The sequence below is a fragment of the Kribbella sp. NPDC104218 genome, from assembly GCF_055584105.1.
Map to the genome: position 1 here is coordinate 1,209,046 of NZ_JBVJMQ010000003.1, position 16,377 is coordinate 1,225,422.

The window sequence follows — 16,377 nt, forward strand, 5'->3', positions numbered from 1 at the left end:
TGCGGACCCGGGACCGGTGAGGCAGGATGGTGCCCGTGGACCTTGGACTGCGCGACCGTATCTACATCGTCACCGGTGCCAGCACCGGCCTCGGCTTCGCCACCGCGAAGGCGCTGGCCGCCGACGGCGCCCGGCTCGTCATCTCCAGCCGGAGCGAGGAGAAGATCAGCCGCGCCGCGGCCGAGCTCGGGGAGAACGTGGTCGGCATCCCCGTCGACAACGCCGACCCCGAGAGCGCCGAGCGGCTGGCCGCGACCGCCATCGCGAAATGGGGCGCGCTGCACGGCGCGCTGATCAGCGTCGGCGGCCCGAAACCCGGCACCGCCCTGGACTCCGACGAGTCCGACTGGCAGGCCGCCTTCGACAGCGTCTTCCTGGGCGGCCTGCGGATCGCCAAGTCGGTCGCCCGGGCCGGCTCGGACGGGACGTCGATCGCGTTCGTGCTGTCCACGTCGGTGAAGGCCCCGATCCCCGGCCTGGCCATCTCCAACGGGCTGCGCCCGGGCCTGGCGATGGTCGCCAAGACCCTGGCCGACGAGCTCGGACCGAACGGCGTCCGCGTGAACAGTCTGCTGCCCGGCCGGATCGCCACCGACCGGCTCCGCGAGCTGGACAGCAAGGGCGGCGACTCCGAGGCCGCCCGGCGCAGCGCCGAGCGCACGATCCCGCTGCGCCGCTACGGCGACCCGGACGAATTCGGCCGCGTCGCCGCGTTCGTCCTGTCCCCCGCCGCCTCCTACCTGACCGGCGCGGTCATCCCGGTCGACGGCGGGGCGCTGCGCGCGCTCTAGTCGGTGTCCTTGGGCCGGTCCCGGTCCTTGGACGGCTGCACCCGCTTGGGCTCACCCGGCATCTTCGGGTACTCCGGCGGGTACGGCAGGTCGGCTTCGCCGTGGTCCCGCTCGTGTTTGGCCGACAGCTCCAGCAGTGACTCCAGTGAGAAGGCCTGCTCGCCGACGGCGGCGTGCAGGTCGCCGACCTCGGCGAACCGGGCCGGCATCGTGAGCACGTCGAAATCGTCCGGGACGACGTCCTCGAGCTCCTCCCAGCGCAGCGGCGCCGACACCCGGGCGCGCTCGTTCGGGCGGACGGAGTACGCCGAGGCGATCGTGCGGTCGCGGGCCATCTGGTTGTAGTCGATGAAGATCCGCTCGCCGCGCTCCTCCTTCCACCAGTTGACCGTGACCTGGTCGGGCAGCCGTTTGGACAGCTCGCGGCCGAGCGCGATCACCGCGCGGCGGGCCTGGACGAAGTCCCACCGCGGCTCGATCGGGACGTAGACATGCAGACCGCGGCCGCCCGAGGTCTTCGGGAACCCCTCCAGGCCGTGCTCGGCGAGCAGCTCACGGAGCGCGGGGGCCACCGCGACGGCGCTCTTGAAATCCGTCCCCGGCTGCGGGTCGAGGTCGATCCGCAGCTGGTCCGGGTGGTCGACGTTCGGCCGGCGGACCGGCCAGGGGTGGAAGGTCAGCGTGCCGAGGTTGACCGCCCAGGCGACCACGGCCAGCTCGGTCGGGCAGACCTCGTCGGCCGGCCGCCCGCTCGGGAACTTGATCGTCGCCGTCTCGACCCAGTCGGGCGCGCCCTTGGCGACCCGCTTCTGGTAGAACGCGTCACCGCGGTTGTCGGCCCGGGTGGACAGTTTCGCGCCCTCGAACCAGCCGCCCGGCCAGCGCTCCAGCGTGGTCGGCCGGTCCCGTAACGCGCCCAGGATGCCGTCGCCGACCGCGACGAAGTAGTTGACGATGTCGAGTTTGGTCAGCCCGCGGTCCGCGAAGTAGGGCTTGTCCGGATTGCTCACCCGGACCGTCCGCCCCGCGATCTCGAGCTCGATTGCCTTGGTCGCCGCCATGCCGCGACGCTACCGCCCGGCCAGGACATTTCGCCGGAAAAGTGCGGAAAGGCAAGTTTTCGTTAACCCTGGCCACGTGGGGTGACTGGGCGGTAACGTTCACGCACTTCGTTCCTGGGGCGTGAGGCCCCCGGGACGCTTCGACAAGGAGCGCGAGGATGAACAGATCCGCCCTGTTCGCCGCTGCCACCGCAGTAGCGACCACTACCGCCCTCGGGTTGACCTCGGCCACCACCGCCACCGGTGCGCCCGCGGCAGCCCCCGTCCCGACGCCGGCCGCCGCCGTCGCCCAGGCCAAAGCAGCCGTGAGCGACAATCTCGCCGCGCTGAAGGCAACCACCGCCGACGCGTTCGCCGTCCGCGACGTGATCGTCGACAAGGACGGCGGCACGCACGTCCGGATGGATCGGACGATCGGTGGGCTGAAGGTCCTCGGTGGCGACGTCGTCGTGCACCAGGACGGCGCCGGCGCCTTCGAAGGGGCCAGCGTCACCCTGACCAAGTCGGCGAACGTCAGCCGGACGCCGAAGGTCACCGTCGCGAACGCCACCGCCAAGGCGCTCGCGAAGGGGCAGAAGGCCGAGGGCAAGCCCAGCCTGGTCATCGAGGCCCGCAAGGGCGCGCCGCGGCTGGCCTACCTCGTGACCACGACCGGCACCCAGGCCGACGGGACGCCGAGCCACATCACCACGACGGTGGACGCGCTCACCGGCGCCAAGCTGATCAGCGAGCAGCACATCGAGACCGCGACCGGCGACGGCAAGAGCCTGTACTCCGGCACGGTGCCGATCGACACCACGCCGTCCGGCAGCGGCTTCACGCTGACCGACCCGGCCCGCGGCAACGGCGCGACCGGTGACGCGAACAACAAGACCGAGTCGATCCTGTGCCAGCTGTTCGGCCTCGGCTGCATCGTGCCGACCAAGTTCAACGACGCGGACAACCACTGGGGCAACGGCCTCAACACCGACCGCGCCAGCGCCGCCGTCGACGCCCACTACGGCGCCGCGACGACGTTCGACTACTACAAGAACACCCACGGCCGGAACGGCATCTTCAACGACGGCAAGGGCGTCCCGAGCCGCGTCCACTACGGCAACAACTACGTGAACGCCTTCTGGGACGGCAAGCAGATGACGTACGGCGACGGGGACGGCGTCGTCGCGGGCCCGCTCGTCTCGATCGACGTGGCCGGTCACGAGATGTCGCACGGCGTCACCTCGGCGACCTCGAACCTGACCTACTCCGGCGAGTCCGGCGGCCTGAACGAGGCCACCAGCGACATCTTCGGCACGCTGGTCGAGTTCTACTCCAACAACGCCAACGACCCGGGCGACTACTACATCGGCGAAGAGATCATGAAGGACCGCCCGGCGCTGCGCTACATGGACAAGCCGAGCAAGGACGGCAAGTCGGTCGACTGCTGGTCGTCCGGGGTCGGCAACCTCGACGTCCACTACTCCTCCGGCGTGGCGAACCACTTCGCCTACCTGCTGGCCGAGGGCACCGGCGCCAAGACGTTCGGCGGCCTCGCGCACAACTCGACCACCTGCAACAACACCACGCTGCAGGGCATCGGCCGGGACAAGGTCGGCAAGATCTGGTACCGCGCGCTGACCGTCTACATGACCACCAGCACCAACTACGCCCAGGCCCGGACGGCCACGCTCAACGCGGCGTCCGACATCTACGGCGCGAGCAGCCCGGAGCGGGCCGCGGTCGCCGCCGCCTGGTCCGGCGTCAGCGTGAATTAAACGGATGACGTTCGCCGGTCCTGTCCCACTGGGGCGGGCAGGACCGGCGAATGATCCCCCCTGTGGTTCCGGGCAAGAACCTGCTGTTCACGTACTGGACCTTGGCGCGGCCTGGTGCGGGTGTGAGAATCCGCGACATGTCTGCCCAAATCCGACCGCGGCGCCGCCTGGGCGCCCTGGTCATCACTTCCACTCTGATCGCCTCCGGCGCGGCCGCCATCGCGGCCAGCCCGGCAGGTGCGGCGTCCACCTCGGTCGTCATCACCGAGGTGTACGGCGGTGGCGGCAACAGCGGGGCGCCGTACACCAACGACTACGTCGAACTGACGAACAACAGCTCCGCCCCGGTCGACCTGACCGGCTGGACGATCCAGTACGCGTCCGCCGCGGGCACCTCGTGGACCAACAAGATCACGCTGAGCGGCTCGATCGCGCCGGGTGGCGTCTATCTCGCGCAGGGCGCGTCCGGCGGCGCCAACGGGCAGCCGCTGCCGACGCCTGACGCGACCGGCAGCGTGAACATGTCCGCCGCCTCCGGCAAGGTCGCCCTGGTCTCCTCGACGACCAGCCTGAGCTGCGCGACCGGCTGCGCCACCGCGCCGGGCGTGATCGACTTCGTCGGGTACGGCGCCGCCAACGACTTCGAGACCAGCGCCGCGCCGGGCACCTCGAACACGACGTCGGTCACCCGCAAGGTGCCGACCGCGGACGCCGACAACAACGGCGCCGAGTTCGCCGAGGGGACGCCGACGCCGAAGGCGCTCACGTCGACTCCGCCCGACCCGGACCCGATCGACGCCAAGATCCACGACATCCAGGGCGCCGCGCACCTGTCGCCGCTCGTCGGCAAGCTGGTCGGGAACGTGACCGGCGTCGTCACCGCCAAGAGCGGAAACGGCTTCTGGTTCCAGGACACCCAGCCGGACGACAACCCGGCCACCAGCGAGGGCCTGTTCGTCTTCACCAGCTCCGCGCCGACCGTCGCCGTGGGCGACGCCGTGACCGTTCAGGGCACGGTGACCGAGTTCCGCGCCGGCGGCTCCGGCGGCGTCACCAACCTGACGATCACCGAGCTGACCCAGGCCAAGGTCACTGTCACCGGCCAGGCCGCCGTCCCGGCCCCGGTCATCATCGGCGCGGGCGGCCGGGTGCCGCCGTCCACCGTGATCGACGACGACTCGACCGGTGACGTCGAGACCACCGGCACGTTCGAGCCGGCCACCGACGGCCTGGACTTCTGGGAGTCGCTGGAAGGCATGTGGACCGGGATCAACCAGCCCCAGGTCACCGGCCCGACCAGCTCGTTCCGCGAGCTGTCCGTCGTACCGGCCGGGGCCGGCGTGCGGACCGTACGCGGCGGCATCGTGCTGCAGAAGGCCGACAGCAACCCCGAGCGGATCCTGCTCGACGACCTGCTGACGCCGATTCCGGACGCGAAGACCGGTGACAAGCTCGCCGGCACGGTCGCCGGGGTCGTCGACTACGCCTTCGGCAACTTCAAGCTGCTGCCGACCACGACGCCGACCGTGATCGACGGCGGCGTCAAGCGCGAGGCGACCAAGGCGTCGTCCCCGCTGCAGGTGTCGGTCGCGACCTTCAACGTGGAGAACCTCGACCCGTCCGACGGCGAGGCCAAGTTCGCCGGGCTCGCCCAGGCCGTGGTGAAGAACCTCGCCTCGCCGGACATCATCGGGCTCGAGGAGGTCCAGGACAACGACGGCGCGACGAACTCCGGGACGACGGCCGCGAACGTCACGCTCGATCTGCTCACCGCGGCGATCGTGAAGGCCGGCGGACCGAAGTACGCCTACCGGCAGATCGACCCGGTCAACAACGCCGAGGGCGGTGAGCCGGGCGGCAACATCCGGGTCGCGTTCCTGTACCGGACCGACAAGCCGGTCAAGTTCGTCGACCGCGCCGGCGGCGGCCCGACCGTCCCGACCACGGTGATCACCGACCGGTTCGGCCGGCCGCACCTGAGCTCGTCGCCGGGCCGCGTCGACCCGGCCAACCCGGCCTGGGCCGCGACCCGCGTCCCGCTCGCGGGCGAGTTCACCTGGCTCGGCCAGAGCCTGTTCGTGGTGGTCAACCACTTCAGCTCCAAGGGCGGCGACAACCCGCTCTGGGGCCGGGTGCAGCCGCCCGTCCAGCTGACCGCGCCGAAGCGGCACGAGCAGGCCCGCGCGGTCCGCGGGTTCGTCGACCAGCTGCTCGCGAAGGACAAGGGCGCGAACGTGATCGTGCTCGGCGACCTGAACGACTTCGACTTCTCCGAGACCACCGACATCCTGGTCGGCTCGGGGAAGACCGCAATGATCTCGCTGCCGCGGACGCTGCCGCTGAAGGAGCGGTACAGCTACGTGTTCGAGGGCAACAGCCAGATCCTCGACCAGATCCTGATCTCGAAGAACCTGCAGCCGGCGTCGTCGTACGACATCGTGCACATGAACGCCGAGTTCCCCGACCAGATCAGCGACCACGACCCGCAGGTGGCGCGGGTGATCCCGCTGCCCTCCTGGGTGCGCTGATTGCGGGAGGCTTACGTCGGGCGCCAGGGCGAGGTTTTCCTTGCCCTGGCCCCGATAATGGTCTTGTGACTGATTCCACCAAGCAGTACGCCGTGAGCAAGACGGACGCGGAGTGGAAGGCGCAGCTCTCCCCCGCCGAATTCCAGGTGCTGCGCAAGGCCGGTACCGAACGGGCCTACACCGGTGAGTACACCGACACCAAGACCGTCGGCGTCTACAAGTGCCGGGCCTGTGACGCCGAGTTGTTCCGCAGTGAGAACAAGTTCGACTCGCACTGCGGCTGGCCGTCGTTCTTCTCCCCCCTCGCCGAGGATCGCGTCGAGTACATCGAGGACTCCACCCTCGGGATGAAGCGCGTCGAGGTCCGGTGCGCCAACTGCGGCTCGCACCTCGGGCACGTGTTCGAGGGTGAGGGCTACAACACCCCGACCGACCTCCGCTACTGCATCAACAGCATCAGCCTGACGCTCCAGCCGGAGTGATCACGCTCCGGAGCCCCCGGGACTACTAGACTGCTGCGGTGCTGGATGTCCTGAGTGCCGAGGAACCATGGGAAGTACCGGGGGCCTGGGTAGCGGCCGTTCGGCAGCGGTTGCACGGCTGGGGGCAGGACCCCCGGGCGCTGCGGCCGCTGCGCGCCGACGCGTTCGCCGAGTTCACGAAGGGGACGCCGGCCGGGGTGTGGTTCACCCATCACGCCGCGCCGCTGCTGGCCGGGTGGATCCCCGTGCTGCACGGCGCCGCCGCGGATCTCGGCGCCGAACTGACCCGCGAGTTCCACCGGCCGTCGTACCGGACCGGCGGCGCCGGGCATCTGATCCGGACGGCGACGACGGACTGGCCGTTGCAGGTGATCGCCGGCGCGCAGGGGTTCCGCGAGGCCGGCCGGAAGCACGCGGTCGAGGTCTCCCGCGATGTGGTCGCGATGTTCCTCGACGCGACCCCGATGGCGGCCCGGGCCCGGGTGCTGACGACGGCCTTCGACCGGGTCCTGGCCGATCGGGACGCGCTGCACCTGCACCAGACCGGGGACTACGCGTCCATCCTGCAGTTCTGGCGGACGGCGGCGCTCAGCCCCGAAGAGCGCGTCGTACTGCCCGAGCTGGGCGGCTCGTCAGCCGCGCTGCGCTACTCGGTGAACTCGCTGCGCGACGCGCACGCGAAGCTGCTGATGTCGATCCCGGACGAGGACGCCGGTGACTTCGCCCAGCTGCTGGCCGGGATGATCCTGACCGCCCGCCTGACCAATCTGCCGCCCGCGCTGGCGCAGATACTCGGCCCGGCCAGCCAGGACGTCGAGCAGGCGTTCGGGATCGCCCGGACCGGGTTCGACGCGCAGCGCTGGCTGACCGCGAACACGGAGTGGCTGGCGCGGGCCGTGCGTCATGACCAGCGCGCGGCGGCCCGCAGCTGGGCCGCGGCCGCGACCCGGGTTTCCGTGCACCTGTCCGGCGTCCTGTCCGACGGGCCGTGGCCCGACCCGCAGATCCCGGATCTGGACGCCTTGTTCCGGCTGCTGGACCGGGATCGGCGGACGACGATCGACGCGCCGGAGGCCGCGAAGTCGCTGTCGTCCGCGTGGGACGCCGTCGTCCCGAAGACGTCCGAGCTCGCCCAGCCGGCGCCGCTCGGTCCGGTCGACTACAGCGCGGACCCGCTCGCCGAGCTCGACTCGCTGATCGGGCTGGAGTCGGTGAAGGACTCCGTCCGCAAGATGGTCGCCGAGGTGAAGACGAACCTGCGCCGCCAGGAGCTCGGGCTGCCCAGCCACGAGCGGGCGCGGCACATGGTCTTCGTCGGGAAGCCCGGTACGGCCAAGACCACGATCGCCCGGCTGCTGAGCCGGATCTACCACCAGCTCGGCGTCCTGGAGAAGGGGCACGTGGTCGAGGTCGACCGCTCCGACCTGGTCGGCTCCAGCACCGGTACGACGGCGCCGATGACGGCCGGCAAGTTCCGGGAGGCGATCGGCGGCGTGCTCTTCGTCGACGAGGCCTACACGCTGGTCCCGGAGAACAGCCCGGGCGACTTCGGGCTGGAGGCGGTCGCGACGATCCTGAAGCTGATGGAGGACCACCGCAACGACTGCATCGTGATCGTGGCCGGGTACCACCGCGAGATGCAGCGGTTCATGGAGTCCAACACCGGGCTGGCGTCGCGGTTCCCGAAGCTGCTGTCGTTCGCGGAGTACGACACCCAGCAGCTGGTCGCGATCTTCGAGCTGCAGGCGCGGCAGAAGGGGATGACGTACAGCGACGACGTGCTGGACGTCGTCCGCTCGATCATTCCGCCGTCGCCGCGTGGGCACAACTTCGGCAACGGGCGGTTCATCCGCAACGTGCTGGAGGAGGCGATCTCGAACCAGGCGACCAGGCTGTCGGCGCGCGACCCCGAGGGCCTGACCGAGCACGACCTGCGCGAACTACTGCCGCAGGACGTCAAGCCGCCGGTGTCGATGCGCGCCGAGGATTACCTGTTCCAGAAGCCGGGGACTTAAATCGGCGTGGCCAGAGCGACCGGGTTGCCCTCGGGGTCGGCCAGGTAGGCCTGACGCTCGCCCCAGGGCATCGTGGCCGGCTCCTGCAGGATCGCGTGGCCGGCCGCGCGGAACGTCTCCACCTCGGCCTCGACGTCGTCGACGTACACGAACAGCTCGAACCGCGGCGCCGTCCCGACGGTGATGCCCAGCTGGGCCTCGGGCCAGTTGGCGTCGGCGATCCCGAGCGAGGAGTCGCCGCGGTCGAGGCCGACGTAGTGCGGGTCGCCCTCGAGCGGGAACTGGTACCTGGTCTCGTAGCCGAGCAGGGCGTAGAACTCCACCGACCGGCGCACGTTGGTCACGTACAGGACCGGGAACGCTTTGCCCGGCATGTCAGGCCAGGTTCGCGATCAGCTCGCCCAGCTCGGTCCGCTTACCGGTGTAGAACGGGACCTCCTCGCGGACGTGCCGGCGCGCGGTCGAGGCGCGCAGCTCGCGCATCAGGTCGACGATCCGGTGCAGCTCGTCGGCCTCGAACGCCAGCATCCACTCGTAGTCGCCGAGCGCGAACGACGCGACCGTGTTCGCCCGGACGTCGGGGAAGGTGCGGGCCATCTTGCCGTGCTCGGCGAGCATGAACCGGCGCTCCTCGTCGGGCAGCAGGTACCACTCGTAGGACCGGACGAACGGGTAGACGCAGACGTAACCGCGCGGCTCCTCGTCGGCCAGGAACGCCGGGATGTGGCTCTTGTTGAACTCCGCCGGGCGGTGCAGCGCGAGCTGCGACCAGACCGGCGCCAGGTGCCGGCCGAGCCGCGAGCGGCGCAGCGCGTGGTAGGCCTGCTGCAGCGCGTCCGAGGTCGGGGCGTGCCACCAGACCAGGAAGTCGGCGTCCGCGCGGAACCCCTCGACGTCGTAGATCCCGCGGATCACCACGTCGTCGGCCGCGAGCTTGCCGACCAGTTCGGTGAGCTCCGCGGTCAGCTCGTCGCGGTCCGCCGTCCCGAGCGGGGTCTCCACCTTGAAGACCGACCACATCGTGTAGCGGATCACATTGTTCAGCTCGCGCGCTTTCGGCTTGTCCGTCACGGCGCCATTGTCTCCAATGAATCGGTGAAACCACGCACCCGGGTGGCCGCTTTCACACCCGAGGCCACGCACGCGGCGATTCCGACGCCCCGGTAGGCCGCGCCGCAGACCGCGAGTCCGGGGATCTCGTCGACCGCCCGCTCCACCCGGTCGACGCGGTCCAGGTGGCCGACGGCGTACTGCGGGAGGCCGCCGCCCCAGCGCGTCACGAGCGAGCCGATGATCGGCGTGTGCAGGCCGATCGCCTGGCGGAGGTCGGCGGCCGCGAGGCGGACCAGCTCCTGGTCGGAGCGTTGCAGGACGTACTCCTCGCCGAGCCGGCCGACCGACGTCCGCAGTACGGCGAGGTCTCCCCCGGCGTCGTTCGACCACTGCCACTTGGCGTGTGAGTACGTCGATGCCTTGATCGTGCGGCCCTCGACCGTCGGGACGAGGAAGCCGGAGCCGGTCGCGGTCTCCGGCCAGTCGGCCTTGCGGACGGCGAGCGTGACGATCGCCATACTCGCATACTCGATCGCGGCCAGCTCGGTCGATGCCGACGGCACCAATCCGGCCAGCATCCGGCTCGCCGGCGCGGCCGGGGCGGCCACGATCACGGCGTCCGCACTCAAGTACGTCGGGGCGGGCACGGGCCCGGCCTCGATGGCGAAACCCTCCGGGCCGCGCGTGATCTTGCGGACGGCGAGCTGCCGGCGGATCACCACCCCACGGTCGGTCAGATCCTTCTCCAGCGCGCTGATCAGCCGGTTCACGCCGCCGACGATCCCGGCGAACACCGGCTGCCCGGCCCGCTTCTGCCCGGCCGCCCGCAGCTCGGCCGTTGCCGCGAGCAAACTCGGCGCCGTCCGCAACTTCGCGTACAAGTCGGGCACCGCCGCCGCGAGCGAGATCTCCTCCGCGTTCCCGGCGTACACCCCGCCCAGCAACGGATCGACCAGCTTGTCCGTCACCGCGCGTCCCATCCGCTCGGCCACGAACCGCCCGATCGCCACATCCTCGGTCAGCCCCGGCGCCCCCAGCTCCCCCTCCCGAGCCACCACCGCCGCCGCCTCGGCCCCCAACACTCCAGCCGCGGCCGCCGCATCAACCGGCACCCCCATCACCGTCGGCGGAATCGCCCGAATCCCGTCCCCCACCCACAACCCCGCCGAAGTAGTCGCCGGATGCACGAGCTCATCGCCCAGCCCCACGGCCCCGATCAGCTCAACCCCCTCCGGCCGCCGAGCCAGCACCGACTCAGCCCCCAAATCCACCGGCACCCCCGCAACCTCACCCCCCGCCAACTTCCCACCCAACCGAGGCGACCCCTCCACCACAGTCACCCGCGGCGGATTAACCCCGCTCACCAACGCATGAGCCGCAGCCAGCCCACTGATCCCCCCACCCACCACAACCACCGAACTCACAACACCAACTCCAACTCATAAGCCACCTGCCCGACCGTACGCCCGTCCAGCTCCTGGAACCCCGCGCGGGTGAGCACCGCGCGCGAGGCGGCGTTCGCGGACGACGTACCGGCAGTGAGGCGGCTCAGGCCGTACTGGGTGGCGGCCAGGTGGGCTACTGCGCGGACTGCGGCGGTGGCTAGGCCGCGGCCGGCGGCGTGTTCGGCTATGCGGTAGCCGAGTTCGGCGGAGCCGTTTTCGAGGTCGACCAGGTTGACTCGGCCTAGGACGGAGCCGTCGGGGGCGAGGAGGACGTGGTAGCGGCAGGTGCCGGCGGACTGTTCGGCGAGGCGGGCTTGGAGGTTGGCGTCGAAGTTGGTGAAGAAGGCGTCGCCGCGGTCGGCGATGAAGGTGGCGAAGTAGGCGCGGTTCTCGCGTTCGAACCGGAGCAGGGCGGCCGCGTGGGACGCGGCGAGTGGTTCGAGCGTGATGCCGTCAGGCAGTTGCACTGGCGGACTGGACGTAGGTGACGACGCGGTGCAGGACGTCGGGGTCGGCGTCCGGCGGGACGCCGTGGCCGAGGTTGAAGATGTGGCCGGGGGCGGCGCGGCCCTCGGCGAGGATGCGGTCGATCTCGGTCTGGAGGACCGGCCAGGGAGCCTGCAGGAGGGCCGGGTCGAGGTTGCCCTGGACGGGTTTGGCGCCGCCGATCCGGCGGGCGGCCTCGTCGAGCGGGACGCGCCAGTCGGCGCCGACGACGTCCGCGCCGGCGTCGCTCATCAGGCCGAGCAGCTCGCCGGTGTTCACGCCGAAGTGGATCCGCGGGACGCCGTACGCCGCGATCGCGTCGAACACCTTCGCCGAGTGCGGCTGGACGAAGCGCTCGTAGTCACGCGGCGAGAGCGCCCCGGCCCACGAGTCGAAGAGCTGGATCGCCGACGCGCCCGCCTCGACCTGCACCGACAGGTACGCGATCGCGACGTCCGCGAGCCGGTCGGCCAGCGCGTGCCACAGCTCCGGGTCGCTGTGCATCAGCGCCTTCGTCTTCGCGTGGTCCTTGCTCGGACCGCCCTCGACCAGGTACGACGCGACCGTGAACGGCGCGCCCGCGAACCCGATCAGCGGCGTGCCGCCGAGCTCGGCGACCAGCTGCTGCACCGACTCGGTGATGTACGGCACGTCGGCCGGCGTCACCGGGCGGACGGCGTCCAGACCGGCGCGGTCGCGGACCGGGTCGGCGACGACCGGGCCGACACCGGGTTTGATCTCGACGCCGAAGCCGGTCGACTTCAGCGGCAGCACGATGTCGGAGAAGAAGATCGCCGCGTCGACGCCGTAACGGCGGACCGGCTGCAGCGTTATCTCGACGACGAGGCCGGGGCGCATACAGGACTCGAGCATCGTCGTCCCCGCGCGGACCTCGCGGTACTCGGGCAGCGAGCGCCCGGCCTGGCGCATGAACCACACCGGGGTGTGCGCGCCGCGCTCACCGCGCGCGGCGAGCAGAAACGGGGAGCGGGCAAGCGTCGCGGCGGGTGTGGAAGACACCTGCTGATGATCCCACGCCGCCGCGACGGAGTTATCCGGGCCCGGGGTTCGGGTACCGGCGAGTGCCGGATTTCGGCACCCTCGCGTCCGGTTACCGGCGCGTCGAGGGCAGCGCCGGTGCGTAATCAGTCGTAGGCTGCGAAGCATGGGTGCCCGCAAGCAGGTCGACGCGCCACCCGCGGAGTTCGCCGAGGCCGTGACGCAGTTGCGCGGAGCTCGGTTCCGGCCCGAGGTCTTCGTCGAGGAGATGCCCGCGCCGCAGCGGATCGCTCCGCACGCGGCCGCGGTCAGCGCCGATGTGACGATCGACGGCGACGATGTCGCCACCGGTCGGCTCGTCGTCCTCTACGACCCGGCCGGGAACGACGCCTGGCAGTCGACCTTCCGCTGTGTCGCGTACGTGCGTGCGGCCGTCGAACCGGAGATGGTGACCGACGCGCTGCTCGGCGGCGTGGGCTGGACCTGGCTGATCGAGGCGCTGGCCGACCGGGGCGCCGACTACCTGGCCCCGAGCGGTACCGTCACCCGGGTGGTATCGGAGAGTTTCGGCGGGATGGCCGATGACGACGCGACGGCGGAGATCGAGATCCGCGCGTCCTGGAGCCCGGTGCCCGGGGCCGGCGGCCTGGTCGACGTGACCCGGCACGCCGAGGCCTGGGGCGAGGTGCTCTGTACGGCGGCCGGGTTGCCGCCGGTGCCGCCGGGCGTGGTCGCGATGCCGACCCGGCGCGGACAGCGGGGCCGATGAGCCCGGCCGACACCCAGCAGCAGCCGCCCGTCCCGGAAGATCCGACCGCGAACCTGCCGCTCCTCGAACTCCGCGACGGCCTCTCCGAGGTCGTCGACACCGACCCCGCGCTGACCGAGGTCGTCGAAGCGTTCCGCGCCGGTAGCGGCCCGGTCGCCGTCGACGCCGAGCGCGCCTCCGGCTACCGCTACTCGCATCGCGCGTACCTGGTGCAGCTGCGCCGCGAGGGCGCCGGGTCGGCGCTGGTCGACCCGATCCCGTTCGGCGACCTGTCCGCGCTCGGCGACGCGATCGTCGACGCCGAGTGGATCATCCACGCCGCGAACCAGGATCTGGCCTGCCTGGCCGAGGTCGGCATGGTGCCGCGGCGGATCTTCGACACCGAGCTGGCCGGCCGCCTGCTCGGCTACCCGAAGGTCGGTCTGGCCTCGCTGGTCAGCGAAGTCCTCGGCTACCGGATGCGCAAGGAGCACTCGGCCGCCGACTGGTCGACGCGCCCGTTGCCCGCGCCCTGGCTGGTGTACGCCGCGCTGGACGTCGAGATGCTGATCGAGCTGCGGGACGCGATCGAGGGCGAGCTGCGCCGCGAAGGCAAGTGGGAGTGGGCCGAGCAGGAGTTCGCCGCGATCCTGTCCGCGCCGCCGCGCGAGCCGAAGCCGGATCCGTGGCGCCGGACGTCCGGGATGCACCGGGTCCGCAACCGCCGCAGCCTGGCCGTCGTCCGCGCGTTGTGGGAGGCCCGCGACCAGATCGCGGAGTCCGCCGACATCTCCCCCGGCCGGATCCTGCCGGACGCCGCCATCGTCGAGGCCGCGGCCGCGATGCCGGCCGACCGCGACACCCTGCAGAAGCTGACCGCCTTCAAGGGCCGCGGCGCGCACCGCCACATGCGCACCTGGTGGGAGGCGATCGATCACGCCCGCCGACTGCCTGACACCGAGCTGCCGAAACAAGGCCCCCGGTACGACGGCCCGCCGCCGGCCCGCGCCTGGGCCGACCGCGACCCGGACGCCGCCGCCCGCCTGTCGGCCGCCCGCGCCGCCGTCGCCGAGATCGCGGAGGCGCACCGCCTCCCGACCGAGAACCTGCTCTCCCCCGACACGATCCGCCGCCTCGCCTGGTCGCCGCCGGCCGATGCCGATCGGCCCACGATCGCCGCCTTCCTGCGCGACCATCACGCCCGCGACTGGCAGATCGCCCTGACCGGCGACGTACTCACCGACGCGATCGCCACCGAGCCCGCCGCCCGGCTGGACTGACGCTCTCAGACCTCGGGTTTGTAGAGCGCGCCCTGGACGTAGTTCATCGCGTCGATGAACTTGGGATCGGTGTAGCGGCGGTTCAGCTCGTCCTCGTCGACGAGCTCGATCCGGCTCTGCAGCCAGTAGAGGTTGCCGTACGGGTCGTGGACGCGCGCGACGACGTCACCCCAGAACATGTGGGTCGGCTCGGTGACGACGGTGCCGCCGGCCGCGACCGCGGTCCGCAGAGTGGCCGCGACGTCGTCGACGTACAGCCGCAGGAACGCCGGCGTCGGCGGCCAGTCCGGCATGTCGAACATCATCACGACCGCGTCGCCGATCCGCATCTCCGCGTGCCCGATGACGCCGCGCTCGTCGATCACGGCCGGGAAGAGCTCCTCGGCGCCGAACGCGGCGCCGAGGAACTTCATCAGCCCGGCGGTGTCCTTCCCGAGGATCCAGGGGGTGATCGAGGTGTAGCCCGGGGGAATCGGCGAGACCGTCATGTGCTGCTCCTTCGTGGTTGGTGATCACCACGGTAGGAGCAGTAGCGGCCAGCTTCTGTCCGCTACTTGGAAAGCTGGGTCTCGATCGCGGCGACGACCTCGGGCGAGTCCGGAGTGGTCTGCGTCCGGAACCGGGCCGCGACCGTGCCCTCGGGGCTGACGAGGAACTTCTCGAAGTTCCACTTCACGTCGCCGGCCTCACCCGCGGCGTCCGGCGTCAGCGTCAGCTCGGCGAACAGCGGGTGCCGGTTGTCGCCGTTGACCTCGAGCTTGTCCAGCATCGGGAACGTCACGCCGTACGTCGTCGCGCAGAACGAGGCGATCTCCTCGGCCGACCCGGGCTCCTGGCCGCCGAACTGGTTGCAGGGAGCACCGAGGACGGTGAAGCCCTGGTCCTCGTACTGCTGCTGCAGGTTCTCCAAGGCGGTGTACTGCGGGGTGGCGCCGCACTTCGACGCCACGTTCACGACCAGGACAGTCCTGCCCTTGTAGTCGCCGAGGGACGTCGGCGCACCGGTCAGCGTGGTCAACTCGATGTCATACAGGCTCATGCGGTGAAGCGTACGACCTCCGGCGTCACGACGGGCCGGACCGGCTCCGGCATCCAGGCCTTCGTCTCGTCGATCGCGTCCGAGAGCAGGTCGTACAACCGCTCGTCCGGGTTCCGCACGCAGGCCTGTGAGATGCCCTCGACCGCGCACGAGACCGCGCGGGGCGCCGTCCGGCGGGCGAAGTCCGGCGTACCGCGATGGGATCGCGCCGTGAACGCGCGCGCCCAGCGGGTCGCCGACGGGACGGCTTCGAGCGCCTCCTGGGAGGCAGGCTCCAGCTCGTCGCGCGGGCGGCCGTCGAGAGCCGCCAGCTCCCGCTCCCCCACGATCAGCGCGACGGCCAAGATGTACTGCCGCTCCTGCGACACGATCGGCAGCGCATGCTGGATGCAGCGCGCGGTGACCCGCGGGACGACGTGTGGGTCGTTCGGCGTCAGCCCGATCACGGACGGGATCAGCGGCGCCAGCCGGCTCCGCCCGGCGTCCGTCGTACAGTCGTTGACGTCCCGCGCGACGCCGGCCAGCAGCGCGTTCGTACAGGCGGGATGGTCCGACCAGGGCTCTCCGGCCAGGTACGAGGCGAACTCCATGAAGCACGCGCCCTTACGCGGATTCCGGTGCTTCCCCCGGCTCAGAACGGGGACGGAAAGATCAAAGTTGGTCATGGCGCAGCTCCCGAGAAGTGCGAGACCACCA

16 protein-coding genes are annotated in these 16,377 nt (G+C 71.0%); 7 read left to right on the plus strand and 9 right to left on the minus strand.

Going from position 1 to position 16,377, the window contains the following annotated elements; genetic code table 11:
* Nucleotides 1-26: 26 nt before the first annotated feature.
* Complete coding sequence (locus ACZ6ZD_RS30370; RefSeq protein WP_465677337.1) at nt 27-791, plus strand: SDR family oxidoreductase; 765 nt, start codon at nt 27-29, stop codon at nt 789-791.
* On the opposite strand, the gene ligD is transcribed toward ACZ6ZD_RS30370, so the two are convergent.
* Nucleotides 788-1,852 carry a non-homologous end-joining DNA ligase gene (gene ligD / locus ACZ6ZD_RS30375; RefSeq protein ID WP_465677338.1) on the minus strand — a complete coding sequence of 355 codons (1,065 nt, stop codon included), beginning with the start codon at nt 1,850-1,852 and terminating at the stop codon, nt 788-790. The genes ACZ6ZD_RS30370 and ligD overlap by 4 nt on opposite strands.
* A 158-nt stretch (nt 1,853-2,010) precedes the next feature.
* On the opposite strand from ligD, the gene ACZ6ZD_RS30380 reads away from it, so the two are divergent.
* From ACZ6ZD_RS30380 to ACZ6ZD_RS30395, 4 genes are all read left to right on the plus strand, one after another.
* Nucleotides 2,011-3,606 carry a M4 family metallopeptidase gene (locus ACZ6ZD_RS30380; protein ID WP_465677339.1) on the plus strand — a complete coding sequence of 532 codons (1,596 nt, stop codon included), beginning with the start codon at nt 2,011-2,013 and terminating at the stop codon, nt 3,604-3,606.
* 137 nt (nt 3,607-3,743) lie between these two features.
* A complete protein-coding gene (locus ACZ6ZD_RS30385; RefSeq protein ID WP_465677340.1) occupies nt 3,744-6,134 on the plus strand; it encodes a lamin tail domain-containing protein in 2,391 nt (796 codons plus the stop codon).
* Between the two features lie 65 nt (nt 6,135-6,199).
* On the plus strand, nt 6,200-6,616 hold the full coding sequence (msrB, locus tag ACZ6ZD_RS30390) for a peptide-methionine (R)-S-oxide reductase MsrB (protein ID WP_465677341.1): 417 nt from the start codon (nt 6,200-6,202) through the stop codon (nt 6,614-6,616).
* Nucleotides 6,617-6,654: 38 nt separating this feature from the next.
* Entirely contained in the window at nt 6,655-8,631 is a 1,977-nt protein-coding gene (locus ACZ6ZD_RS30395; protein ID WP_465677342.1) for an AAA family ATPase, read from the plus strand.
* On the opposite strand, the gene ACZ6ZD_RS30400 is transcribed toward ACZ6ZD_RS30395, so the two are convergent.
* The 5 genes from ACZ6ZD_RS30400 to hemE are packed head-to-tail and all read right to left on the minus strand — an operon-like array spanning nt 8,628 to nt 12,635.
* The gene (locus ACZ6ZD_RS30400) at nt 8,628-9,005 is read right to left on the minus strand and encodes a VOC family protein (protein WP_465677343.1); all 378 of its coding nucleotides are present in this window, start codon (nt 9,003-9,005) and stop codon (nt 8,628-8,630) included. The genes ACZ6ZD_RS30395 and ACZ6ZD_RS30400 overlap by 4 nt on opposite strands.
* Before the next feature lies 1 nt (nt 9,006).
* A complete protein-coding gene (hemQ, locus tag ACZ6ZD_RS30405; protein ID WP_465677344.1) occupies nt 9,007-9,702 on the minus strand; it encodes a hydrogen peroxide-dependent heme synthase in 696 nt (231 codons plus the stop codon).
* Nucleotides 9,699-11,108: a protoporphyrinogen oxidase gene (gene hemG, locus ACZ6ZD_RS30410; RefSeq protein WP_465677345.1), complete on the minus strand. Its 1,410-nt coding sequence runs from the start codon at nt 11,106-11,108 to the stop codon at nt 9,699-9,701. Before hemG ends, hemQ begins: the two co-directional genes overlap by 4 nt.
* Nucleotides 11,105-11,596, minus strand: coding sequence for a GNAT family N-acetyltransferase (locus tag ACZ6ZD_RS30415; protein ID WP_465677346.1), 492 nt, complete (start codon nt 11,594-11,596; stop codon nt 11,105-11,107). Before ACZ6ZD_RS30415 ends, hemG begins: the two co-directional genes overlap by 4 nt.
* Nucleotides 11,583-12,635: a uroporphyrinogen decarboxylase gene (hemE, locus tag ACZ6ZD_RS30420; RefSeq protein WP_465677347.1), complete on the minus strand. Its 1,053-nt coding sequence runs from the start codon at nt 12,633-12,635 to the stop codon at nt 11,583-11,585. Before hemE ends, ACZ6ZD_RS30415 begins: the two co-directional genes overlap by 14 nt.
* Before the next feature lie 145 nt (nt 12,636-12,780).
* On the opposite strand from hemE, the gene ACZ6ZD_RS30425 reads away from it, so the two are divergent.
* Nucleotides 12,781-13,383, plus strand: coding sequence for a DUF3000 domain-containing protein (locus ACZ6ZD_RS30425; RefSeq protein WP_465677348.1), 603 nt, complete (start codon nt 12,781-12,783; stop codon nt 13,381-13,383).
* Nucleotides 13,380-14,642 carry an HRDC domain-containing protein gene (locus ACZ6ZD_RS30430; RefSeq protein WP_465677349.1) on the plus strand — a complete coding sequence of 421 codons (1,263 nt, stop codon included), beginning with the start codon at nt 13,380-13,382 and terminating at the stop codon, nt 14,640-14,642. Before ACZ6ZD_RS30425 ends, ACZ6ZD_RS30430 begins: the two co-directional genes overlap by 4 nt.
* 5 nt (nt 14,643-14,647) lie before the next feature.
* Here the strand turns inward: ACZ6ZD_RS30430 and ACZ6ZD_RS30435 are convergent, their stop codons facing one another.
* From ACZ6ZD_RS30435 to ACZ6ZD_RS30445, 3 genes are all read right to left on the minus strand, one after another.
* Nucleotides 14,648-15,130, minus strand: coding sequence for a VOC family protein (locus tag ACZ6ZD_RS30435; protein WP_465677350.1), 483 nt, complete (start codon nt 15,128-15,130; stop codon nt 14,648-14,650).
* A gap of 62 nt (nt 15,131-15,192) precedes the next feature.
* The gene (locus ACZ6ZD_RS30440; protein ID WP_465677351.1) at nt 15,193-15,681 is read right to left on the minus strand and encodes a glutathione peroxidase; all 489 of its coding nucleotides are present in this window, start codon (nt 15,679-15,681) and stop codon (nt 15,193-15,195) included.
* Entirely contained in the window at nt 15,678-16,346 is a 669-nt protein-coding gene (locus tag ACZ6ZD_RS30445) for a hypothetical protein (protein ID WP_465677352.1), read from the minus strand. The genes ACZ6ZD_RS30440 and ACZ6ZD_RS30445 overlap by 4 nt, the downstream gene beginning before the upstream one ends.
* Between the last annotated feature and the right edge of the window lie 31 nt (nt 16,347-16,377).